General features: G+C 62.8%; 25 protein-coding genes and 1 tRNA gene. 13 read left to right on the plus strand and 13 right to left on the minus strand.

The window, feature by feature from the left end; translation table 11 throughout:
• Positions 1–133 precede the first annotated feature (133 nt).
• The 5 genes from Q7V31_RS03250 to Q7V31_RS03270 all read left to right on the plus strand — a co-directional run bounded on the left by Q7V31_RS03250 (position 134) and on the right by Q7V31_RS03270 (position 5443).
• Positions 134–2137, plus strand: a complete 2004-nt coding sequence (locus tag Q7V31_RS03250) for a protein meaA (RefSeq protein WP_304732379.1) — start codon at positions 134–136, stop codon at positions 2135–2137.
• Positions 2138–2350: 213 nt separating this feature from the next.
• Positions 2351–2641 carry a hypothetical protein gene (locus Q7V31_RS03255; RefSeq protein WP_304732380.1) on the plus strand — a complete coding sequence of 97 codons (291 nt, stop codon included), beginning with the start codon at positions 2351–2353 and terminating at the stop codon, positions 2639–2641.
• Entirely contained in the window at positions 2638–3729 is a 1092-nt protein-coding gene (locus Q7V31_RS03260; RefSeq protein ID WP_304732381.1) for a hypothetical protein, read from the plus strand. Before Q7V31_RS03255 ends, Q7V31_RS03260 begins: the two co-directional genes overlap by 4 nt.
• Complete coding sequence (locus Q7V31_RS03265) at positions 3726–4415, plus strand: hypothetical protein (protein ID WP_304732382.1); 690 nt, start codon at positions 3726–3728, stop codon at positions 4413–4415. The genes Q7V31_RS03260 and Q7V31_RS03265 overlap by 4 nt, the downstream gene beginning before the upstream one ends.
• Before the next feature lie 74 nt (positions 4416–4489).
• Positions 4490–5443, plus strand: coding sequence for an AEC family transporter (locus Q7V31_RS03270; RefSeq protein ID WP_304732383.1), 954 nt, complete (start codon positions 4490–4492; stop codon positions 5441–5443).
• Here Q7V31_RS03270 and Q7V31_RS03275 read toward each other — a convergent pair.
• Together Q7V31_RS03275 and gluQRS are read right to left on the minus strand one after the other, a co-directional pair.
• Positions 5440–6492 (minus strand): acyltransferase family protein, encoded by a 1053-nt coding sequence (locus Q7V31_RS03275; protein WP_304732384.1) that lies wholly within the window; start codon positions 6490–6492, stop codon positions 5440–5442. The genes Q7V31_RS03270 and Q7V31_RS03275 overlap by 4 nt on opposite strands.
• Positions 6493–6604: 112 nt before the next feature.
• Positions 6605–7507 (minus strand): tRNA glutamyl-Q(34) synthetase GluQRS, encoded by a 903-nt coding sequence (gluQRS, locus tag Q7V31_RS03280; RefSeq protein WP_304732385.1) that lies wholly within the window; start codon positions 7505–7507, stop codon positions 6605–6607.
• Positions 7508–7583: 76 nt separating this feature from the next.
• Here gluQRS and Q7V31_RS03285 point away from each other — a divergent pair, with 76 nt between their 5' ends.
• Both Q7V31_RS03285 and Q7V31_RS03290 read left to right on the plus strand, forming a co-directional pair.
• Entirely contained in the window at positions 7584–8261 is a 678-nt protein-coding gene (locus Q7V31_RS03285) for an alpha/beta hydrolase (RefSeq protein ID WP_304732386.1), read from the plus strand.
• A 106-nt stretch (positions 8262–8367) separates the two neighbouring features.
• Positions 8368–8928 (plus strand): HNH endonuclease, encoded by a 561-nt coding sequence (locus tag Q7V31_RS03290; RefSeq protein WP_304732387.1) that lies wholly within the window; start codon positions 8368–8370, stop codon positions 8926–8928.
• 5 nt (positions 8929–8933) lie between these two features.
• Here the strand turns inward: Q7V31_RS03290 and Q7V31_RS03295 are convergent, their stop codons facing one another.
• Together Q7V31_RS03295 and Q7V31_RS03300 are read right to left on the minus strand one after the other, a co-directional pair.
• A complete protein-coding gene (locus Q7V31_RS03295; RefSeq protein ID WP_304732388.1) occupies positions 8934–9533 on the minus strand; it encodes a demethoxyubiquinone hydroxylase family protein in 600 nt (199 codons plus the stop codon).
• Positions 9533–10063, minus strand: coding sequence for a disulfide bond formation protein B (locus tag Q7V31_RS03300; RefSeq protein ID WP_304732389.1), 531 nt, complete (start codon positions 10061–10063; stop codon positions 9533–9535). Before Q7V31_RS03300 ends, Q7V31_RS03295 begins: the two co-directional genes overlap by 1 nt.
• Before the next feature lie 130 nt (positions 10064–10193).
• Here Q7V31_RS03300 and Q7V31_RS03305 point away from each other — a divergent pair.
• Positions 10194–10279: transfer RNA gene (locus Q7V31_RS03305), tRNA-Leu, on the plus strand.
• A 5-nt stretch (positions 10280–10284) separates the two neighbouring features.
• On the opposite strand, the gene Q7V31_RS03310 is transcribed toward Q7V31_RS03305, so the two are convergent.
• Together Q7V31_RS03310 and Q7V31_RS03315 are read right to left on the minus strand one after the other, a co-directional pair.
• Positions 10285–10797 (minus strand): GNAT family N-acetyltransferase, encoded by a 513-nt coding sequence (locus Q7V31_RS03310; protein WP_304732390.1) that lies wholly within the window; start codon positions 10795–10797, stop codon positions 10285–10287.
• Entirely contained in the window at positions 10794–11453 is a 660-nt protein-coding gene (locus Q7V31_RS03315; RefSeq protein WP_304732391.1) for a TetR/AcrR family transcriptional regulator, read from the minus strand. The genes Q7V31_RS03310 and Q7V31_RS03315 overlap by 4 nt, the downstream gene beginning before the upstream one ends.
• Before the next feature lie 106 nt (positions 11454–11559).
• Between Q7V31_RS03315 and Q7V31_RS03320 the strand changes: the two genes are divergently transcribed.
• The 3 genes from Q7V31_RS03320 (at position 11560) to Q7V31_RS03330 (ending at position 13398) form a co-directional block, all read left to right on the plus strand.
• A complete protein-coding gene (locus tag Q7V31_RS03320) occupies positions 11560–12354 on the plus strand; it encodes a Coq4 family protein (RefSeq protein WP_304732392.1) in 795 nt (264 codons plus the stop codon).
• A gap of 94 nt (positions 12355–12448) precedes the next feature.
• Positions 12449–12817 carry a Spx/MgsR family RNA polymerase-binding regulatory protein gene (locus Q7V31_RS03325; RefSeq protein WP_304732393.1) on the plus strand — a complete coding sequence of 123 codons (369 nt, stop codon included), beginning with the start codon at positions 12449–12451 and terminating at the stop codon, positions 12815–12817.
• A complete protein-coding gene (locus tag Q7V31_RS03330) occupies positions 12814–13398 on the plus strand; it encodes a GNAT family N-acetyltransferase (protein ID WP_304732394.1) in 585 nt (194 codons plus the stop codon). Before Q7V31_RS03325 ends, Q7V31_RS03330 begins: the two co-directional genes overlap by 4 nt.
• On the opposite strand, the gene Q7V31_RS03335 is transcribed toward Q7V31_RS03330, so the two are convergent.
• Positions 13395–13694 carry a sulfurtransferase TusA family protein gene (locus tag Q7V31_RS03335; protein ID WP_304732395.1) on the minus strand — a complete coding sequence of 100 codons (300 nt, stop codon included), beginning with the start codon at positions 13692–13694 and terminating at the stop codon, positions 13395–13397. The two genes, Q7V31_RS03330 and Q7V31_RS03335, sit on opposite strands and share 4 nt — an antisense overlap.
• A 207-nt stretch (positions 13695–13901) precedes the next feature.
• Between Q7V31_RS03335 and Q7V31_RS03340 the strand changes: the two genes are divergently transcribed.
• Complete coding sequence (locus tag Q7V31_RS03340; protein WP_304732396.1) at positions 13902–15704, plus strand: long-chain-acyl-CoA synthetase; 1803 nt, start codon at positions 13902–13904, stop codon at positions 15702–15704.
• Between the two features lie 70 nt (positions 15705–15774).
• Here the strand turns inward: Q7V31_RS03340 and Q7V31_RS03345 are convergent, their stop codons facing one another.
• Positions 15775–16992, minus strand: coding sequence for an LLM class flavin-dependent oxidoreductase (locus tag Q7V31_RS03345; RefSeq protein WP_304732397.1), 1218 nt, complete (start codon positions 16990–16992; stop codon positions 15775–15777).
• Positions 16993–17033: 41 nt separating this feature from the next.
• Positions 17034–17660: a TetR/AcrR family transcriptional regulator gene (locus tag Q7V31_RS03350; protein ID WP_304732398.1), complete on the minus strand. Its 627-nt coding sequence runs from the start codon at positions 17658–17660 to the stop codon at positions 17034–17036.
• A gap of 178 nt (positions 17661–17838) precedes the next feature.
• Here Q7V31_RS03350 and Q7V31_RS03355 point away from each other — a divergent pair, with 178 nt between their 5' ends.
• Positions 17839–18648: a glucose 1-dehydrogenase gene (locus Q7V31_RS03355; RefSeq protein ID WP_304732399.1), complete on the plus strand. Its 810-nt coding sequence runs from the start codon at positions 17839–17841 to the stop codon at positions 18646–18648.
• A 1-nt stretch (position 18649) separates the two neighbouring features.
• On the opposite strand, the gene Q7V31_RS03360 is transcribed toward Q7V31_RS03355, so the two are convergent.
• The 4 genes from Q7V31_RS03360 to Q7V31_RS03375 all read right to left on the minus strand — a co-directional run bounded on the left by Q7V31_RS03360 (position 18650) and on the right by Q7V31_RS03375 (position 22534).
• The gene (locus Q7V31_RS03360; RefSeq protein WP_304732400.1) at positions 18650–19714 is read right to left on the minus strand and encodes a beta-N-acetylglucosaminidase domain-containing protein; all 1065 of its coding nucleotides are present in this window, start codon (positions 19712–19714) and stop codon (positions 18650–18652) included.
• 1 nt (position 19715) lies between these two features.
• Positions 19716–20648, minus strand: coding sequence for a glutathione S-transferase family protein (locus Q7V31_RS03365; protein WP_304732401.1), 933 nt, complete (start codon positions 20646–20648; stop codon positions 19716–19718).
• A 9-nt stretch (positions 20649–20657) separates the two neighbouring features.
• Positions 20658–21443, minus strand: coding sequence for a glutathione S-transferase family protein (locus tag Q7V31_RS03370; protein ID WP_304732402.1), 786 nt, complete (start codon positions 21441–21443; stop codon positions 20658–20660).
• Positions 21444–21553: 110 nt separating this feature from the next.
• Positions 21554–22534 (minus strand): MBL fold metallo-hydrolase, encoded by a 981-nt coding sequence (locus Q7V31_RS03375; RefSeq protein ID WP_304732403.1) that lies wholly within the window; start codon positions 22532–22534, stop codon positions 21554–21556.
• Between the last annotated feature and the right edge of the window lie 6 nt (positions 22535–22540).

Consider the following 22540-nt stretch of genomic DNA (forward strand, 5'->3'; position numbering starts at 1 on the left):
GGCGCGATATCTATTGCGGCGCTTCCCCCCTTGATTGAAGGCGGGGGCAAACAGGGCTGCCCTGGCTCTTTTGCAGCGCAGCAAAGCCTGTGATAATGGGTCTCCAGAATGTCGGTGGACGCGAGGGCAAGCGATGAGCAAGGGCAGTGAGGGCGGTATGGGTGTTCCGGGCAAGGACCAGCCCTGGATTTTCCGCACCTATGCCGGCCATTCGACGGCGAAGGCCTCGAACGCGCTTTACCGAACGAACCTCTCGCGCGGGCAGACCGGCCTTTCAATCGCCTTCGATCTGCCGACGCAGACCGGCTACGACTGCGACCATGTGCTGGCGCGCGGTGAGGTCGGCAAGGTCGGCGTTCCCGTTTCCCATATCGGCGATATGCGCGCGCTCTTCGACGCGATCCCGATGGAGCAGATGAACACCTCGATGACGATCAATGCGACGGCGGCCTGGCTGCTGGCGCTTTACATCGCGGTTGCCGACGAACAGGGCGCCGACCGGAAGAAGCTTCAGGGCACGGTCCAGAACGACATCATCAAGGAATATCTCTCGCGCGGCACCTACGTGTTCCCGCCCGAGCCCTCAATGCGTCTGATCACCGACATCGTTTCCTACACCTACCGCGAAGTGCCGAAGTGGAACCCCACAAACGTCTGCTCCTATCATCTGCAGGAAGCGGGCGCGACGCCGGTACAGGAGCTGGCCTTTGCGCTGGCGACCGCGCAGGCGGTGCTCGACCGGCTGAAGGCGAGCGGGCAGGTGCCGGACAAGGATTTTCCGCAGGTCGTCGGCCGGATCAGCTTTTTCGTCAATGCCGGCGTGCGCTTCATCACCGAGATCGCAAAAATGCGCGCCTTTGTCGATCTCTGGGACGAGATCTGCCGCGAACGCTACGGCGTTGCGGATGCAAAGCTGCGCCGCTTCCGCTATGGCGTGCAGGTCAATTCGCTCGGCCTTACCGAGCAGCAGCCCGAGAACAACGTCTATCGCATTCTGCTTGAAATGCTGGCGGTGACGCTTTCCAAGAATGCACGCGCCCGCGCCGTGCAGCTGCCGGCCTGGAACGAGGCGCTTGGCCTGCCGCGCCCCTGGGACCAGCAATGGTCGCTCCGCGCGCAACAGATTCTCGCCTATGAAACCGATCTGCTCGAGTATGGCGACATTTTCGACGGCTCGAAGGCGATGGATGCCAAGGTCGCGGCGCTGAAGGCGGAAGCGCGCGAGGAACTGGCGCGGATCGACGAAATGGGCGGCGCGGTCGCTGCCGTCGATACCGCCTATATGAAAGAGCGCCTCGTCGAATCCAATTCGGCGCGTCTCGCCGAAATCGAGGCCGGGCGCCAGGTCGTGGTCGGGGTCAACCGCTATGTGGAATCGGCGCCGTCGCCGCTTTCGACCGGCGCGGGCTCGATCCATGTGGTCGATGCCGGCGTCGAGGCCGAACAGGTCGCGGCACTCGAGGCCTGGCGGGCGGCGCGCGACAATGATGCCGTCGAGGCCGCGCTTGTCGATCTGCGCCGTGCGGCGAAAGAGGGCCGCAACATTATGGAACCGTCGATTGTGTGCGCCAAAGCCGGCGTTACCACCGGCGAGTGGGCAACCGCGCTGCGTACCGTCTTCGGCGAATATCGCGCGCCGACCGGCGTGTCGCGCGCGGCACGCAACGCGCCGGGCGATCTCGACCCCGTTCGCGCAATGGTCGACGCCCTGTCCTCGAAGCTCGGCCGGCGCCTGAAGTTTCTTGTCGGCAAGCCCGGTCTCGACGGCCATTCCAATGGCGCCGAGCAGATCGCCGTGCGGGCCCGCGACTGCGGCATGGATGTCGTCTATGACGGCATCCGCCTGACGCCCGAGCAGATCGTCAAGTCGGCGCAGGAGGGCGACGTGCATGTCGTCGGCTTGTCCATTCTGTCCGGCTCCCATGTGCCGCTGGTCGAGGATGTGATGCGGCGGATGCACGAGGCGGGGCTTTCCGACATCCCGGTTGTCGTTGGCGGCATCATTCCGCCCGAGGACGAGGTGGCGCTGCGCGCCGCCGGTGTCGCCGCCATCTATACGCCGAAGGATTTCCAGATCACCGACATCATGGCCGAGGTGGTGCGGCTGGTGGATTACAATTCGGATGAGGCGGCATGAGCTGATTGCCGCTTTTGCAAACATCCATCACATTCTTGCCATATTCCCATAATGTTTCCGCCGCATTGGAGTCCTCCAATGAGACACCTTGTTAAGGTGTGGCGGGCGTCTTTTCATCTCGGCGATCTCATTTTTGCGGACTCCGCCTGCCTGTCGACCGGTGTTACTCTTTCAGAGTGTTAACGCCTGTTGTGTCAGAAAAGGATCGGGCTGATGAGCGACGGTTTCGATACGGGGAATGCGCCGGGCGGCGCACAAGGCAAGGGGCAGACGGCCTATCACTATGGCCGCGCCGCAGAACCGCTTCCCGAGCTTCATGTTTTCTCGCGGCTCTCCGAACTCGACGCGGCCTATGCCGCCGAACTGGCGCGGCGGCGCGCGCGGCAGGAAACGCTCGAACGCGAAGTCGTCGAGCTTGCCAAGCGTCTCTCTGCACCGCTTGAGAGTGCCGTGGCCGAGGTGCCCAGGCGCAAGGGCTTCTTCAGCCGGAGGGTGAAGGCATGAGCGCGATGACCCTCATTCCCGAAGACACGCGCACGCAGATCTCGCGCAATTATGTTGCGAGCGAGCGCGAAGCGCGTTTTGCGTCCTTTCACTTCTTCGCCTTTGTCCTGATCGGCCTTATCGCCGCCGGGGCGCTGGTCGTCGACTATATGATCGTCAGCGAGTTCTGGACGCGGGCGCTCGCCAATGAATTCCTCGAACTGCCTGGCGCGCTCGGCTCTTCGGTCGCCTTCAAGTCGATGCAGGTGCTTTTCGCCACCGTCGCGGCGCATATCCTTTACGAACAGCTCGGCGCCTTCGGCAAGGCCGTCTTCGTCCGCATCGTCTTCGTGCTGGCGTTGACGATGCTGCTCGGCGTCGGCGTGTTGCTGGCGCTGATGTCGCTGCCAAACGGCATTGCCGCAACAAGCGACGGCAGCGTCGGCGGTTCGCTTGGTAATGCGCTGGCCGGTCTCGGCATTGCCTCGACGGCGACGCAGGAAACAACGCGGGTCGCCTCCGAGGTCGATCAGATGCGCGGCTGGCAGCCGCTAGCATGGCTCGCTTCGCTTGGCATCGTGTTCCTTGTCGTCACCGGCGTCGCGGCGCTCTGCATTCACTATGCCGTGGTCGCGCTGCGCCGCGTCTTCCACGCGCGGGATTTCAAGTACCGGCGTATTGCGATGGATCGTCTGGCCGCGCTCGAAGCCGAATATGACAGCAATCGCCATGCGCTGACCGAAATGGAAGGACCGGAGAACCGGCGCCATCTGCTGTGGACGGGTCTGATGCGCGAATGCCGGGCCTATGAACAGGGCCTTGATGATGCGCGCCGCAATGGCATTCTGGTCGCACCGCGCCGCGGCTTCCTCGGCATGCGCAAGGAGAAGCTTCTCGTCAACGGCCATGCCAGCGACAGGGTCAAGGCCTGCGAGACATCGCGTCATCTCGGGCGCTATGAAAAGTTGTTCGACGACTGGTGGGAACGCCGCTCGCGCAATGCGATGAAGGCCGGGCCGGCGCGTCTGGAATCGGTCCGTGAGCCTTTCGGCGAAATCCTGCCGCCGCGTGGCTCGCGCCGCATTCCGGTCGGCAGGACGGGCGAGTGAACAGCATGCGCATCGTTGTGACGCTCGGTCTCGCCGCCGCTTTCCTTTCGGTGCCGTTTCTCAACGCCGGCGCGGAAGCGGTCGATGTGCCCCCGCGGCCACAAACCGTCATCATCGGGCTCGATCTCTCGAAGAGCAATCCGCTGGTCGATGATGCGGCCTATGCCGCACGCGTCGCATCGCGCCTGACACAGGAAATCGACAAGCTGTCGGTGCGCTCGCGCGTAATGGTTCGAACGTTCGGTGCTTATGACTCAGGCGCCAATCCGCTCAAGGTCGATGAGGTCATTTCGGCGCGGGCGCGGCCTGAGTCCGTTGCCGAAGGAATTTCGTCGCTCGTCGCGGCGCTGCCGCAGCTTGTCGCCGAAGGCAAGCTCAAGGCGCAGGACTGGACCTATATCGTCTCCTTCATGGAGACGATGTCGCATCAGGTCGACTGCGCGGCCGGCGATGTGCGCGTCATCCTGCTGACCGACGGCTTCGAGGATTCCGAGCAGGCCCGCATGCTGCGCGGTGGATCGCTGCCGAAACCGGAACCCTATTATCAAGGCTGCACCGAACTGATGATGCTCGGCGTCGGACAGGGCGGCGGCAGCCCGGCGGTGACCAAGCGTGCGCGCGAACAATGGGAACGCTGGGCGCAAGCTGCCGGCTTCCAGCGCTTCACGGGTCTCTACGACTGGTAATCTCCACTCGCTTTGACGGCATGGCGCGGCCCCTATAGGTTCCGCCGCGGGTTTTCTCTCGCACGGTCCCCGTCATGGAAGTCGCTCTCGGTCTTGTTCTGCCGATTTTTGGCGTCATCGGTTTTGGCTATGCAGCGGCGCGCTCGAAGCTGCTCGGACCGACGGCCATCGACGGTCTCGACACTTACGTCTTCACCTTCGCCATGCCGGCGTTGCTGTTCCGCAATCTCGCGCATACCGAGTTTCCGTCGACACTCCCCTGGGGCCTCTGGCTCTCCTATTATGGCGCGATGCTTGCCGTTTGGGCGGCGGGTTCGCTTGTCGCCTTCTTTTTGCTGCGCCGTCCGTCATCCGATTCGGTGATGCTGGGGTTCGGGTGCGGGCAGGGCAACACGATCATGCTTGGCCTGCCGATCATCCTGACCGGCTTCGGGCCGGAGGCGGGCACACCGGTTTTCCTGATCCTCGCCTTTCACGGCATCATTCTCTTCACAATTGCGACCTTTCTGCTCGAACTCACCCGCGTTCGCGAGGGCGTCGCACAACCGAGCTTTCAGGCGATCCTCAAGGAAGGCCTCGTCAATACAGCCAAAAATCCCGTCATCATCGGCATTGCCGGTGGTGTCATTTACGGTCAACTCGGGGTGCCGCTGCCGGCTGTCGTCGACGGCTCGCTCGAAATGGTGGCGCGGTCGGCCATTCCTTGCGCGCTTTTCGTGCTCGGCGGCATGCTGACGCGCTACAGCATCAGGCGTTCGGTCGGCGCGGCGTCGCTTACCAGCTTTTTCAAACTCGTGGCGCATCCGGCGCTGGTCTTTGTGCTGGCGCAGTTCGTGTTCGGGCTTGAGCCGCTCTGGGTCGCGGCGGCGACGATCCTTGCCGGGATGCCGACCGGTGTCTATTCGTCGATCCTGGCCAATCGCTACCAGGCAGCACCCGGCGCGGCCTCAAGCGCCGTCGTGCTCTCGACGGCCGCCAGTCTCGTCACATTGACGGTGTTGCTGGGCTTCTTCCTCTCGCCGTCCTAATCGCCTGCGGCCACCATGATCTTCGGCGCATGCGGACGCGGTGATGTCAGGCGGCACCTGTCCGGCCGGACGAAGAGGAAGTCGAGCGGCGTGTTGACGACAAGGCGGTAGGCGACAATTGGTGCAACGACGGCAAATATGGTGGTGACAAGTGTAATGACGTCGCCATTGTCGAGACCCAGGCGCACGAGTCCGGTGCGCATGGCCGCCATCGGCAGGAAGAACGACAGGAAGATATAGAGCGAGTGACGGCCGACATAGGCGAGCGGCGCGCCGAGATTGGCTGAGGCCGCGATGCTCACCAGTGCAATGGCGCTGCCGGCGCCCGCAACACCCATCAACATTTCGAGACCGCGAATATCGATGAGGCGCGAGAAGACCACCGTGGCAACGCATGCAAGCATGATCGTGGCGAGGCCAATGGCGTGCAGCGGCCGGGCGCGGGCCCAGTCGGCCAGGTCGAAAATCTGCTTTGCGCCATAGACGCCGGTAACGAACCAGATGAAGCGCCAGGCGAATTCATCAATCAGCATCCAGCCGGTTTCGATATTTGCGAAATAGAGTGCCAATGCGACGAAGAAGACGAAGATCGGCCGCGCGCTGCGCAGGAGGCGCATGGTCGCGAAGAACATCGCCAGCGAATAGATGAACCAGAGAACCGCAAAAGGCTGGATCGGGATCATCAGCAGGTCGACATAGGTGACCTGCCAGTTGCTGGCATGGGGGATGGCGATCTTCAGGCCGATCTGAATGACCGACCAGAGCAGGTAGAAATAGGCGAAATGAATAATCTTGCCGTCGATGAATTTGCGCAAGTCGCCGTAAAGCGCCTTGTAGGCAAAGAGGCCGGCGACGAGGAAGAAGAGCGGCATGCGGAACGGCTTGGCGAATTCGGCAAGCGCCCCGAACAGAAGGGGCAGGTGACCGATCGCGACGCCGACGCCGGCGGTCGTGTGTTCCATCACCACCAGAATGATCGTCAGGCCCTTGGCCATATCGATCCAGTCGATGCGCTGTTTCGAGACGTCAAATGCGGTTGCGGCGGCCAATTGCGAAGCTCCTGGGCTCATGCGCGCCGAAATTCGTCCCTTTTCGGGATCGAACCGGCTCATTGAGGTCAGGGAAGCAGATTTCGCGCCAGATCACTCCGATGCCGGATGGTTAAAACCCGACCATGCGCCGGATATCCGCTGGCGTCTTGCCGGCGGCGCGCAGCTCGCGCAGGCCCATGTCGCGGGCGCTCTTCGACAGCCGGCGGCCGGCCGTGTCGCGGATCAGGCGGTGATGGCGGTAACGCGGTTCGGGGAGACCGAGCAGCACCTGCAGGATGCGATGGACATAGGTCGCCGGGAAAAGATCCTGGCCGCGCGTGACCAGCGTCACGCCCTGGATCGCATCATCGACCGTTACCGCAAGGTGATAGCTCGTCGGCACGTCCTTGCGCGCGATCACGACGTCGCCGAAGAGCGCCGGCTCGACCGTGCAGGTTCCGGTCTCGCCGTTCGGACCTTCGCCTTCCTCGACAAAGGTCAGCGGCGTACCGGCGATTTCCTCGGCTTTCGTCAGTGCCCTTTCTGTGTCGAGACGCCATGCATAGTTTCTGCCTTCCCACATCATGCGATTCAGTTCGGCTGGCGCCATGTCCTTGTAGATGCCAGGATAAAGCGGCGCGCCGTCAGGGTCCGTCGGCCAGTTGCGCGGGTCGATACCGCTGCGGGCAATCGCATCGGTGATTTCCTTGCGTGTCGCGAAGCACGGATAGACCAGATTCATCTCGCGCAAGCGTTTCAACGCTGCTTCGTAGTCGACGAAATGTTCCGATTGGCGGCGCACCGGCTTTTCCCAGTCGAGGCCGAGCCATGCCAGGTCCTCGTAAATCGCGGCCTCATAGTCGGGACGGCAGCGGCCGACATCAATATCCTCGATGCGCAGCAGAAAGCGGCCGTGCAGCTCCTTCGCCGTCTCGTACGCAAAAAGCGCCGAACAGGCATGACCGAGATGCAGCCAGCCGTTCGGGCTCGGCGCAAAGCGCAGCACTTCGGTCCGTTTGCCGTTTTCCTGCATTGAACTTGCCGATCCATCCTTTAGTTTGGGACGCGCATTGTTATCGTGCGCGCGCATGTTGCGAAAGGGGAGGCGAATGCCGACAAGTCTGACCGGCCCGAGCGTCGCTGCGGCCAGCGGCAAAACGCGGCAGCTTGTCGTTCTCTGCCATGGCTACGGATCGGACGGCAACGACCTCATCGGCCTTGCCCCCTACTGGCAACGGCTGCTGCCCGATGCCGCCTTCGTCGCACCGAACGCGCCTGAGCCCTGTCCCGGCAATCCGATGGGCTATCAGTGGTTTCCGATCGGCCGCCTCGATCCGGACGAGATTCGGCGCGGCGTCGAAACGGCGGGGCCGGTGCTCGACCGCTTCATCGATGCGCAACTGGGGCTGTACGGGCTTGACGACGCCAATCTGGCGCTGGTCGGTTTCAGCCAGGGCACGATGATGTCGCTGCATGTCGGCCTGCGACGCGTCCGTCCGCCAGCCTGCATCGTCGGCTATTCGGGGGCGCTCGCCGGGCCGGAACGCCTTGCCGCCGAGATCCGGGGCCGCCCGCCGGTGCTGATGGTTCACGGCGACAGCGACGACATGCTGCCGGTCGCCCGGATGCATCAGGCCGTGCAGGCGCTTGGGGAAGCCGGGCTTGCGGTGCAGTGGCATGTTTCGGCGGGGCTCGGTCACAGCATTGACGAGGTGGGTCTGACGATGGGCGGGCACTTTATTGCCGACGCAATTGCCGGCCGTCTCGGGACGGCGGCGGCGGGCTGATCCGGACGAAATCTCGTGGCCTTCACAAAGTCGTCGTGCCGGATATAGTAGGCTGACGGCTACGGGGAGCGACCATGGCGAGGGCGCGCCTCTTCAGGAGGACGGTGTGCACGGATCGTTTGCGAATCCGGATAGTTGTCCGGCGCTGGTGCTGAACGCGGATTACAGGCCGCTCAGCTATTACCCTCTCTCGCTCTGGTCCTGGCAGGACACGATCAAGGCGGTGTTTCTCGACCGCGTCAATATCGTCTCCTGCTACGATACGGCCGTCCGGTCGCCGACATTCGAAATGAAGCTGCCGAGCGTCGTTTCGCTGAAATCCTATGTGAAGCCGGCGCGGTTTCCCGCCTTCACGCGGTTCAATCTGTTCTTGCGCGACCGGTTCACCTGTCAGTATTGCGCAGCGCGGCAGGAACTTACTTTCGATCATGTGGTCCCGCGCTCGCGCGGTGGACAGACGACATGGGAAAACGTCATCACCGCTTGCGCGCCCTGCAATCTCAAAAAGGGCGGCAAGATGCCGGCGGACGCACAGATGTTCCCGACGCATCCACCGTTCCGGCCGACGGTCGGCGACCTGCACCGCAACGGCCGCGCTTTCCCGCCCAACTATCTTCATGACAGCTGGCAGGACTATCTCTACTGGGACAGCGAGCTGGAGCCGTAAGCGGCTCAGGCCTTCTCGGAAATCCGTATGGCGAGGCGGCAGGCGGCCTTGATGGCCCCGGAAAGCAGCGGGTAGGCCGGGGCTTCCCTCGCGCCGGCCTCGATTGCCTCATCGCGGTGGCGCACTTCTTCCAGACGGAATTCCTCGATCGTGTCACGCAACGGTTTTTCGGCGTCGCCCAATCCGTCGAGCCGGCCGACCTGCGACCTGTAGTGTTCGTCGATTACTTCTTCCACCGCCGCCGTGCAGGCATGGGCCGCCTTCTCACCCATCAGCGCGGTTGCCGCGCCGAGCGCGAAACCGGCGACATGCCAGACCGGCGCGAAAGCGGTGGGGCGGACGCCGCGCTCATTGACGATTTCGTTGAAGCGGGCGAGATGTGCTTCCTCGTCCTTCGCCATGTGTTCGAGTTTTGCGACAAGGTTGCGCTTGTGCGGCAGGTTGCGCAGAACGGCGAGTTGACCCTGGTAGATGCGCACGGCGCCATATTCGCCGGCATGATCGACGCGAATCATTTCTTCAATCGCGTCGTCGCACGTATGGCCGGGCTGCGCCGAAACGCGCGCCGTCTTGCCAGGCTTGCCCTTGTGGTTGCCGGCGGTCATCAGGCTTCTCCGCGGCTGTCGCGGTAAAACCGCCAGAGCGGCAGCGCGGCGAGCGCGCCGAGCGCCATCGAAATCAGCAAGTTGAAGCCTGCCAGCGAAATACCGAAAAGCGACCAGGCCGCCTCGTCGCAACGCGGCGCATGGACGCGGCCCTGTAGCGCCGATTGAAGCTCTTCGAGCGAGCCCGAGACGAGGCCGCCCGAACCGCAGGCAACCGGACCTTCCCACCATTTTTGTTCGACGCCGATGTGATAGGTCGAAATCCCGACAGCGCCCGCATAGGCCGCGACACAGAGGCCCAGAAAGAACAGCACACCGATACCGATATTGGCCTCGCGTGACAGAATACCGGCAATCAGCGCCGCGCCGATGGCAAAATAATGTGGTGCACGGCCCTGAAGGCAGAGCGAGCAGGGGATGTAACCCAGCACATGTTCGAAGAAAAAGGCACCGGCCAGCGTCGCGACGCTGGCGGCAAGCAGAATCCAAGGGATGGCGGTCGAAGGGATACGCTCCATCATGGCCGACATTGAAGCACGGGGGCCCTGCGCCTGTCGCGTGCCTTGTCGCCGCAGCGAGAGAGGGTGTGCCTGGCCGCCGCCGCTTCTTTTCGATTGAAGGCCCGGGCCGGCCCAGTATGATGCGCCCCGCGCTTCGGGAGCCCCTGTGGCGGAATGGTAGACGCGGCAGACTCAAAATCTGTTGTTGGCAACAACGTGCTGGTTCGAGTCCGGCCAGGGGCACCACGCTTTCAATCGATTCTCCGTTGCATCAGCACCAGGTCGAGCCAGCGGTCGAATTTGCGGCCGACTTCGGGCATGCGCGCCACCTCGCGAAAGCCGAAACGCTCATGCAGGCGGATCGAGGCAAGATTGCCGGCCTCAATGCCGGCGACCATCGCATGCATGCGGAGGCTGGCGGCGGCCTCGATCAGCGGCGGCATCAACATGCCGGCGATGCCCAGCCCGCGCAGATCGCTTCTTACATAGACCGAATTCTCGACCGTGAAACGATAGCCCTGAAAGGGACGAAAATCGCCGAAGGTCGCATAGCCGGCTACCGCGCCGCTTTCATTGATCGCTGCCAGCACGGGAAATCCGCGTGCCTGCCGCTCGCGAAGCCAGCTGCGGCGGTTTTCGAGGTCGACCGGGGTCTCATTCCAGATCGCAGTCGTGTTGGCGATGGCATCATTGTAGATCGCGAGAATGCCCGGCAGATCAACTTCCGTTGCCGGCCTGACAACGACCCCTGCCGTCTCGTTCACTTCCCGCCGTCCCAATGTTCGTTCAGCAACTTCGCGAACCAGTTGCGGAAGCGCTTGATACCGTCCTGATCGAGACCAACCGCTTCGGCCAATTGACGGCCGACGATTGCCTCGCCGAAGGCGGCATTGGCCGTCAGCATCGCCATGAACAGCGTGTCTTCCTTGTCGGGTGTGGGTTTGCCGGCCTTCTCGGCATATTCGGCGCGGCGTAGCTGCAGCGCATCCACGATTTCGCCCATGATGTTGTGCGTGGTGGAGTTCTCGGTCGCCCGGCCGGTGAGCAGCAGCCAGGAAAGAAGACGCGCCGTGCCGCGGTCGCTCAGCGCCTCGAACACATGACCGATGTGATCGGTGGCGTCGGAACTCGCGTGTCCGCCGCCGAGTGCCGTCAGCATGGTATCGCGCAGTTGCGTGTTGGCACGTGCGATCAGCGCGCGGACCAGCCCCTCCCGGCTCTCAAAATGATGAAGGATGGCGGGGTGTGAAATGCCGATGTCGCGGGCGATATCCTGCAGCCTGAGACCCTCGGGCCCCTGCTGCGCCAGGCGCTTTTCGGCGGCATCGAGAATGAGCCGCCGTGCCTCCTCGGCGGTGCGGCGGATGCGTTTTCCCGCCGGTTTGGCGGGGTTTGCGGCGGTTCTGGCGGCGGTCGACAAGCCGGACTCCCTCAGACAAATTATATTGACAACAATGTCAGTACCCGGTACATAAAGCAGCAAGGGGCGTAGATGTATACCTCATCCTAGCAACGGGATTAGAGCGATGACGACAGCCAGTCCAGCCGATTTCAACGGATCCGTTCCTGCAAAGCGGAGGCGCAAGCGTATCGAACCCCTGAAAGCCATCCGGGCGATCCGCGCGTTGATCGCGGACAAGGAAGATACGGGCCAGGTTTTCAAGATCATCGACGCCTTGTCCGGTAATGTCAGCGACCGGCAATTCAAGCGGTTCATCGCCACCGAGATGGGGCACCGGATCGTCGCCGAGAAACGCGATCTGATCGCCGTGCTCAACGATCGCGAGCGGCTTTCGCGCCTGCCCGCAGGTACGCTTGGCCGCACCTATTACGAATTCATGGCTGAAGAAAACCTGACCGCCGACGGGCTCGTCGAGGCGAGCCGCGAAGTGCCGCTGCGCGATGAACGCTCCGAAGCCGAGCGCATTTTCGGCGACCGGCTGCGCGACGCTCACGATCTCTGGCATGTGACGACCGGCTATGGCCGCGACGGGCTTGGCGAGCTGGCGCTGCTGTCCTTCACCTACGCGCAGACGCGCAATCGCGGCATCGGTTTCATCGTTCTGGTGGGCCTGCGGGTCAGTACCAAGCGCAATCCCGATCTGAAGCTCGGACGCGTCGTGCGTGAGGGTTTCCGCCACGGGAAGCAGGCCAAATGGCTGCCTGAAACCGATTGGGAGGCTATGCTCGAAAAGCCGATCAATGAAGTTCGCGCCTTGCTGGGTATCGCCCCGCCTGCGGCCTATCGTGCCGTTGAGCCGATCACGAGCGAGCGGGAACGCGCTTTCGCCGAACGGCAGGCGCTCAAGAAAGCGGCCTGATTCAGCCAATTTTATCCGTTTCCGAAGCAAGACTACTTGGTCTTTGCCACTTCCCGGTTATGCTTGTACCGATCAAGCATGCGGGGAGGGGACGGTGCTGACCGTTTATGGCCTGAAGAATTGCGACACCTGCCGCAAGGCCTTGAAATGGCTGGCCGATCAGGACATTCCCCATCGCTTTCATGACGTCCGCGCCGACGGGATCGCGCTTGCCGACATCAAGCGTTTCGCCAAGGCCGTCGGCACGGAAACGCTGCTCAACAAGGCCAGTACGACATGGCGAAACATGCCCAAAAGCATGGTTGGGCATGATGCAGGCGCCGATGCCCTGAAACTGATGGTCGAACACCCGACCCTGATCAAGAGGCCGGTCTTCGAGAATCGGACGGGCGGGGTCGTGGTCGGCTTTCGGGAGCCGCAGAAGGCCCAACTGGCGGCACTTGCCGGCGCGGTGACAAAGTGAGGCTCGGAGGCCGTGCGGCGCCCATATCGGCGCTGGCGCTGCCGATCGGAACACCGCGCCTCGTTCTGCGCGATTTCACCGTGCGCGACCTCGACGACGTTCATGCCTATGCCTCGCTTGAGGAGGTGACGCGTCATCTGATCTGGGGGCCGAACACGCTGGCGCAGAGCCGGGAGACAATCCGCGGCTTTCTCGACGACCAGAAGCAGAAGCCGCGTGTCAGTTTCGACCTGGCCATCGTGTTGAGGGGCGGCAAACGGCCGCGCGTGATCGGCGGCGTCGGCCTCAAATTCGCCGATTGGGAGCGCCGGACGGGCGATCTCGGCTATGCGCTGCATCCGGATTACTGGGGCCATGGCTATGCCGCCGAAGCGGCGCAGGCATTGATGGAGGCTGGCTTCCGTGAACTCGGGCTGCAGCGCATCTATGCGACCTGCGATCAGCGCAACAAGGCGTCGGCGCGGGTGATGGAGCGGCTCGGGATGCGCCGCGAGGGCGCGCTGCGCCAGAGCAAATATATTCAGGGCTCGTGGCGGGACGAATATCTCTATGCGATCCTCGCCAGCGAATTTTTTGCCTAGAGACCGCGCACGGGCTTTGCCACCAAGTCCATATCTTCTTCATGGATATTGTCGCCGCGGCGGATCAGGAATTCGATCCAGGTACCGCGGTCGCGCATTTCGATGAGCTCGTGGCCGGCCTGGGAGCAGAAATGCGGCATGTCGATCCTCGCCACCGGGTCGCTCGCGAAGACGCGCAGAAGCGCGCCGGGGGCGAGGCGCAACAGCCGCTTGCGGGCGCGCAGTACCGGCAGCGGGCATTGCTGACCGATCACATCGAGCAGGATTTCGCCTGTATCCTCGCGACTTTCTTCCATTCCCGATCCGGCTCCGACAGGCGCTGACAGGCGGCCGGATGATGGCCGCGCGGGGCTGCGCTGTCACCCCGTTTTAACGCGCCCGCCGACGCTAACGCCGAATTTACCGGTAAAATTCCGGCTTTTCTTGACGGTCGCGCGGGGTCACGGGCATAAAAGAGAAAACGAGGAGAACGCGGCTTTTTTCGGCATCGGAGGGATACGGGGATGGGTCTGATCAAACGGATCGGCAACGAGATTACCTTTCTGCGCGCGGCGCTCCGCACGCTGAAAAAGGCAACCGCAATTCGCGAGGACACGACGCACACTTTCGCCGACACGATCGAAGATTTGGCGCGCACCAAGCCGAACAATATCGCGATCTATTTCGAAGACCGGACAATCACCTATCGCGAGTACAACGAGGCGGCCAATCGCTATGCGCGCTGGGCCAAGGGCCAAGGGCTCGGGCGCGGCGACGTGATCGGGCTGATGATGGAAAACCGGCCGGAATATCTCGTGGCCTGGCTCGGTATCATCAAAACCGGCGCCACGGCCGCGCTGATCAATACCAATCTCACCAAGGGTCCGCTCGCCCATTGCCTCAACATCTCCAACGCGAGTCATCTCGTCTTGGGGAGTGAGCTGGCCGAGAATTACTCGACGGCAGCCGACCAGCTCGATCGGCCGATGACGGTCTGGGCGACGGGCGGGAACGTGCAGGGCGCCAACAATCTCGACGCGGCACTTGTGCAGCAATCAGGCGATGCCCTGCCGGGCGATTTCCGGACCGGTCTGACGACCGAAGACGATGCGCTCTACATCTATACCAGCGGCACCACGGGTAATCCCAAGGCAGCACGCATCCCGCATGTCCGGCTTCTGACGATGATGGGCGCCTTCGCCGCCGCCGCAAATGCCAAGGAGAGTGACCGCATGTATGTGGTGCTGCCGCTCTATCACTCGGCCGGCGGCGTCTGCGCGGTCGGTGCGACGTTGACGGTCGGCGGCTCGGTCATCATCCGGCAGAAATTTTCGGCGACGCAATTCTGGGACGACACCCATAAATACGGTGCGACGCTCTTCCAGTATATCGGCGAGCTTTGCCGCTACCTTCTCAACACCAGCAAGCACCCGAAAGAAACCAAGCACAAGCTGCGTATGGTGATCGGAAACGGGTTGCGCCCCGAAATCTGGCCGGCCTTCCAGAAGCGCTTCAAGATTCCGCACATTCTGGAGTTCTACGGCGCGACCGAAGGCAATGTGGCGCTGATGAATTTCGACGGCACGCAAGGTGCCATCGGCCGCGTGCCGGGCTGGGCGAAAAAGAAGTTCAATGTCGAGATCGTCAAGTTCGACGTCGAAAACGAGAAGCCCGTGCGCGGACCCGACGGGTTCTGCATTCCGGCCGAGCCCGGCGAGGCCGGTGAAGCGCTCGGCAAAATCAGCAATGATCCCGATCAGCCAACGGGACGCTTCGACGGTTATGCCAAGAAGGAAGAGACCGAGAAGAAAATCCTGCGCGACGTCTTCGAGAGTGGCGACGAGTGGTTCCGCACCGGCGATCTTCTGCGTCAGGATGCGCGGGGCTACTACTATTTCGTCGACCGCATTGGCGATACGTTCCGCTGGAAAGGCGAAAACGTGGCGACATCGGAGGTGGCCGAGGCTATTTCGGTGTTTCCGGGTGTCAAGGAAGCCAATGTGTACGGCGTCCATGTGCCCGGCGCCGACGGTCGCGCCGGCATGGCCTCGATCGTCGCCGCGAACGGCGCGCTCGATCTCGACCGGTTCCGCGACCAGATGCAGAAGGAATTGCCGGATTACGCGGTGCCGGTGTTCGTTCGCCTGCAGCCGGAAATCGAGATCACCGGCACGTTCAAGCACCGCAAGGTGGAATTGGTGAAGGAAGGCTTCGATCCTTCGCTGGTGCCCGATCCGGTTTATTTCAACTGCCCGGTGCAGAAGAAGTATGTGCCGCTGGATCAGGGGCTCTATGGGCGGATCTGCGCCGGTGAAATGAGGCTCTGAAGCGCGCTTCTCCGAGAAACAAAAAAGGGCGGCTCGCATGAGCCGCCCTTTTTCTTCGCCGGCCGTTTGCTCACTGCGCGGCGTCTGTCTTCTTGCCGAGGCCCATGGCATCGAGGATTTCGGGACGGATGTTCTCGGTACCCTTCTTCTCGATGTGCTGGGCGACACGAGAGCCGACCGCCATCATGGCCTGTCCCATGAAGGTCTCGCGGTTGGTGCGCGCCCATTCGAGCGAAGCCTCGCGATTGACGTTCGTCTCCTGGAATTTCGGGAAGACGTAGCGCGCCATCATTTCATAGGACTTCTTCGTGTTGTCGAAATCGGCCCAGTTGTGGGCGAGCTGCATGAAGCAGCCGAAACCGCCCGACTGTTGCTTGAGGCGCTCGATCTGCGCGATTGCGTCGTCAGGTGTGCCGATGACGGCCATGCCGGAATTGATCAGCGCGTCGACGGGATCGGAACCATCGGTCGGCGCCAGCGGCAGGGCCGCGACTTCACGGAAATAATAGAGCCACTTCTCGAGACCAAAGCGCACATTGGCGCGCGCCTGTTCGCGTGTCTCGGCGATATGAACCGGGCCGACCAGACGCCAGGCGTTGCGGTCGACCGTCTTGCCGTTGTCCTTTGCCGCGTCCTCGCAGATTGCCCAGTTGGTGGAAAGGGCGTTGAATCCGCCGGCCGATGTCGCGCCGATGGACAGAAGACCGAGGCCGTGCCTGCCAGCCGCGGTCGCGCCTGTCGGCGAGACCTGGCTTGCGACCGCGATCTCCACGCCGGGGCGCGAATAGGGCGTCATTTGCAGGCGTGCATTGTTGAGTTCGAACCAGCTTGTCTTCGCTGTGACCGTTTCACCGCGCAGGAGCGGAACCAGAACGTCCAGCGCCTCATCCATCATGTCGCGTTGTTTTGCAACCTCGATGCCCATCATGAAGGCGTCCGAGGGCAGCGCGCCCGGCCCGACGCCGAACATCACGCGGCCGCGCGTGATGTGGTCGAGCTGGTTGATGCGATCGGCGAGCATCAGCGGGTGGTGATAGGGGAGCGAAGAGACGCCCGTGCCGAGACGAATGTGTTTGGTGCGCTCGGCGAGCGTCGCGATGAAGAGTTCAGGGCTCGCGATCAGCTCGTAGCCGGCCGAATGATGTTCGCCGACCCAGGCTTCGTCGTAACCGAGCTTGTCCATCCACTGGACAAGCTCAATGTCGCGCTCGAGCGCCAGCGTCGGGTTCTCGTCGAGCGGGTGGAAGGGGGCAATGAAGGCGCCGAAGCGCATTTTTGTGCCGGCCATGTCGGGGTTCCTTTTCCTGAGTGTTTCCCTGTTGTCGAATTCTATGTTCTTGCGGGCGTCTTGGCCTTGAAGCCGTTCAGCGCGATGTCGAGAAATTCGCGATTAAATGCCGACGTGTCGGCTTCGGGGTGGCCGCTCCACCACGCGGTCAGGGCGCTCCATGTCGCGACGATGGCCGCGGCGCCGATCTCGGGCGTAAAGGTCGGGCGGAACTCGCCGCGCGCCTGGCCGCGTCGCAGAACCGCCGCCACGAGGTCGATGACGCTTTCGTTGAGCCGCGAGGTTACGAGATGGGCCGCCGGCTGGTCGAGATACTCGTTCAGCATCTTGCGCATGACGGCTGCATTGTTCTGCCAGGCTTCCTCGAAAACGGATGATAGGAAGTTGAGCTGTTCCTCGGCCGTGCCGTCCAGCGTCGCCAGCTTCTCGGCCAGCGATGCGGTGATTTCGTCGTTGAAGGCATGGATCAGCGCCGCCTTGCTGGCAAAATGAAGGAAGAACGTCGCCTTGGCGATGCCGGCGCCGCCGCAAATGTCCTCAATGGTGACGCCGTCATAGCCATGCTCACCAAACAAGCGCATCGCCGTGCGGTAGATTTCCTGCCGGGTGCGCTCCTTCTTGCCCGGGCGGCGGGGCGGCGCGTCCGTTTCGATCTCGGCGGATTTCAACGGCTTCATCCTCCAGTTTTTTCATAACGTGCGGCTCAACAGAAATTAGACCACAGTACATTTTTCTGCAAGCTAGAGGGTGGGGTCGGCCGTTGCGACACTAGGGCGGATACCCTAGAACATTGACCCAAATGCCGAAAGAGTATCGGTCAAAACAAGCAAAACCGGGAGACGAAACATGGGACGGGTAAGCGGCAAGGTGGCGCTGGTAACGGGTGCTGCGAGCGGTATCGGCCGGGGCGCGGCGCTTGCCCTGGCAGCGGAGGGTGCGAAGCTCGTCGTCACCGATGTCGACGAGGCAGGGCTCAAGGAGACGGCGGCGCTGATCGGCAAGGCCGGCGGCACGGCCTCGGCCCACAAGCATGACGTCACCAGCGAAGCGCGCTGGGCGGAAATTGTGGCGGCAACCAAATCCGAATTCGGCGGGCTGCACATTCTCGTCAACAATGCCGGCATCGCCATCGGCGCCTCGATCTTCGAAATGTCCTACGAAGAATGGACACGGCAGCAGGCGATCAATGTCGACGGGGTGTTCTTCGGCGTCAAACACGCCATACCGCTGATCGCGGCTTCGGGAGGCGGCTCGGTCATCAACATTTCCTCGGTTGCCGGATTGCAAGGCGCACCGGGATTGGCCGGCTATTGCGCGACCAAGGGGGCGGTCCGGCTTTTCACCAAGGCCGTGGCCCTCGAATGCGCGCAAGCGCAGATGAATGTGCGCGTCAACTCGGTGCATCCGGGCATCATCGACACGGCGATCTGGCAGAAGATGACACCGGGTGGCACCGACGCACTCGCCTCCAGCGTGTTGCCGATCGCCGAAGGCGCCAATGCCATCGACCCCAATGCGATCGCGGTGGCGACGCCGCTCGGCTATGCCGGTCTGCCGTCGGACATCGCGGCCGGGATCGTGTTCCTCGCCTCCGACGAGTCGCGCTACATGACGGGTTCGGAGCTGGTCATCGACGGGGGCATGACGGCGCGCTGAATTATTGCGTCTGGACGATTTCGTCGGTGATGCGCCAGTGGCCGTCGAGCCAGAGGGCGATCTCGCGGGCGCAAGGATGATCGATGGCGGCATAGCGGGAACGCAGTGCCGCCATCTCTTTTTCAGGCAGCGCATCGAGACCGGTATCCTGAAGGGCCGCCAGGTCTTCCTCGATCATTTGCGCGAGCGCCGGACCGGCAATTTTTTCGGCGGCGGAGCGGAAGGCCGCGTCCGGATCATAGGCCGTGTCCCGGTAAAGCATTTCGAGTGTCAGCATCGGAATGCGGCTCAGCATCGCCTGTGACGCGGGGTTGACGCCATGTGCCGAAATTTCGGCGCCGATTTCGCGCGTGCGGCCGGTGAAGGCGCGCAAGTGAAGGAAGGGCGACATGCGCTGGCCGTCGTTGACCGGGTAATTGTCCCAGATGAAAGGCTTGCGGCGCAGCGTTTCGGCGGTGCGCGCGAGGTGATCCACCGGCAGTTCCTTCGAGCAGACGCGCGGGCCCGTCCACATGATTTCGACGGCGGGATCGAGCCGCGTGCCCAGCGCTTCGAGATAGCCGGGTGGACGCTGACCGAAGACGCGATCGAGGACCGGGTCGTCGGTGTAGTAGCTCGGGCAGGTGATGAGGCGGCTGGCGCCGGTGCGCGACGCGATCCAGTCGACAATCTCGATCTGCTTGTCGGCCAGTCCTTCAATGTCGCCGCGCATGTCGTCGAAGAGGATGGCGAGATCGACGCAGCCGATGTCGTCGAGAAAGGCAAGCTTTGCTGCCAGCGCTTCGCGGGCCTGTGCATCGAAGTTCAGATAGAGCTCGTAGGGGCTGAGGCCGACGCCGAAGCGCACGCCCGCGTCGCGGCATTGCGCGGCGAGGCGTGCGAGGTCGTCGGCCATTTCCGTCGGATGCGGCTCGGCCCAGTGGCGGCGCAGGAAGGTGTCGGCTTTCGGGGCATAGAGATAGAAGCCGTAACCATGGCCTGCGAGAAAGGCGATGTTCGCGGCACGCTCTTCCACCGTCCATGGAAGCCCGTAGAAACCTTCGATCGTGCCGAGCTCGGGTGTCATGTCAGCCGCGCATGACCAGGAAGCCGGCGCGCGGGAAGTGCACCACCACCTCGCCGACGCGCGGATCGCTACGCTTCAGCGCGATGTGTTGGGCCGATGATGAAACGAGTTCGCCGGCAATCGGGTCGCGGCCGTAATCGTCGGCCATGACCGTCACCCTGTCGCCGGGCTTCAAACCATTGGGCTCGCCGGGATCGGCCGTCACTGTTTCCGTCGAGGTTGCGGCCTTTGCGATGTCGAGTGCCGCTTCGCGCGAGATTTCCTGCCGGTTGCCATGGCCGACCGCCTTCACCCGCTTTTCCCAGGCGGCGAGATGCGGCATGGCTTCGGCACTCTTCATTGCCGCCGGCACGATCCAGCGGATGAAGGCCAGATTGTAATAAGCATTGGCATCGGCAATGCCCGGCGCCTCGCCCATCAGGAATTTGCGGCCATCCGCCAGTTGCTCCTCGAGCCAGCCGAAATTGGCGCGCAATTGCTCGGCCATCAGCGGCGCACCCGCCTTCATCGCTTCGGTGTCGAAGGGGCGGCCCATCAGTTTGGTGCGGTCGGCCTTGAAATCCTCGCCCATCGCGTCCGGCGCATTGCCGAAAATGACGGCGACAGCGGCCATGAAGAAGCTGCGATCGGTCCAGAGCCCCATGCCCCAGCCGAGGCCCTTGTCGCCGCCGACAAAGACCGACGGTTTCGGGAAGCGGCGTTCGAGCTCGCGGATGATGATCTGCGTGTCGCAATAGATGTCGGCGCCGATCTGCATGACCGGAATTTTCCGGTAGCCGCCGGTCAGCGCCACCAGTTCGGGTTTCGGCATGATGACGGGCTCGTCGCAGGCAAACCAGTCGAGGCCCTTGATGCCGAAGACCACGCGCACTTTCTCCGAAAAGGGCGAGATGTCGTATTGATGCAGAATGATGGATGTCGCGTCGGCGGACATGGAGCGTTCCTATTCGAAGTCGTGGCTGAAACGGATGTTGTCTTTCTTCAGGCCGTCGAGGACGATCTCGACGCCGCCGGTCTTCATCATCCATTCAAGACGATGGTCGCGATATTCGCGCTTGAAGAGGCCCTGTTCCAGTACATTCGCGATCTGGGTCATGCCGGCAATGCTGTCGCGGGCTTCCTTCGCCGTCTGCGCGATGCTGGGGCGCGCATTGGCGCGGGCGAGCCAGCGGCCAAGGGGCGAGGTTTCGCCGGGCGCGTTGCCGAAGCCGGCCGAGCCGTTGACGTAAGGTACGACCGAAAGGTCGCCCCAGCCGAAGCTTTCGCCGTTGAACCAGTCGGCTGTCCCAAGCTGCCGCGTCAGCCATGCATGAATGCGCCCTGTCTGTTCGGCGGCGCGGGCCTGAATTTCAGCGGCCTTTGCGCCGCTGGCGCGGCGAAAGTAAGCGATTTCGCCGAGGCCCCAGGTGATGGCCTCGTAATGCGTGTCGCAGACTTCTTCGATCATGCGGACGCGGGCCCGGTCGGCCGGCGATGCCGGCAGCATGGGCGGGCTCGGGAACTTGTCCTCGAGATATTCGAGGATAATGGTCGAGTCGAAGATCCGCACGTCGCCGTCGATCAGCGCCGGCACTTCGGCGCGCGGATTGGCGACGGCGAATTCGCCGCGCGCTCCGCCCGCGCCGATGCCCTCCGGCGTTTTCAGCGTCAGATCGATGCCTTTTTCGCGCGCGGCGATTTTCACCTTCTGCGCATAGGGCGAGAGCGGGTGTTCGTAAAGCGTCGGCATGGCGGTTCCCCCGTTTCGTTTGCGCGATCATCGGCGCGCCGCCGGGCGCTGTCCATGCGCGAGAGATCACGCCTGCGTGACGTGACGCAGCGTCAATGCGTCACGTCCGCTCAGACCTTCAGGATGCCTTTTTTCTTCGCCACTTCGGTCATCTGTCCGAACAGCGTCACGGCGTCGTTTGGTGTGCTGTCGCCGTTGAATTCCTTGTAGAGCGTCGCGACATTGACGACGATGCGCTCGCCATCGCCCCAGCTGTCGTAATCCGACATGTCGATGTCGAGCGCCGCGTCGAGGGCGGACAGACCTGCATCGTGGCGCTTCTTCGCTTCGTCGCGCACATAGACCAGATAGTCGCGCACCGCCTTGACGCCGTTCTTGCCGGTGATTGGCCCGTGGCCGGGGACGACGGTTTCGACATCCATCGCCATGATCTTGTCGCAGGCATCGATCCAGTTGCCGACCGGGCCTTCCCACATGATCGGGTGGCCCTCGATGAAGAGAATGTCGCCGGTGAAGACCGTCCTGTCGGCCGGCACATAGACCAGTGCGTCGCCCGGCGTGTGCGCCGGGCCGACATGCATGATGCGGATTTCCTTCGATCCGACATGGCGCGTCAATTCGGTTTCGAAGGTCGTTGTCGGCAAGGTCTGCGTGACGCCCTTGAAGTCGAAGGCGCCGAAACATTGCGTCACATACTTGCCGAGATCGCCGAGACCCGGCGCCATGTCGAGAAAGCCGGCCAGCAGCGCCGGCGGTTCGTGGCGCATTCCCTCGACGGCGAGTTTGTGGGCGATGATTTCGGCGCCGGCGCAGCATTCATTGCCGTTGCAGTGGTCGCCATTGTGGTGGGTGTTGACGACGGTGTTTATTTTCGCCGCCGCTTTCGGTTCGGCCTTGCGCATGGCGGCGAGCATGTCGCGGGTCAGCGGCACGTCGAACAGCGTGTCGACAAGGAATGACTCGCCGCTGTCGACGATCAGGCCCGCATTCGACCAGCCCCAGCCGCCATCCGGCTGCAGCCAGGCATAGCCGCCATTGCCGAGATCGTGCAGACCCTTGGTGTATTGAAACTTGCCGAGGCCGAGACCCATGATGTT

Source organism: Parvibaculum sp. (assembly GCF_030651915.1).
GTDB lineage: Bacteria > Pseudomonadota > Alphaproteobacteria > Parvibaculales > Parvibaculaceae > Parvibaculum.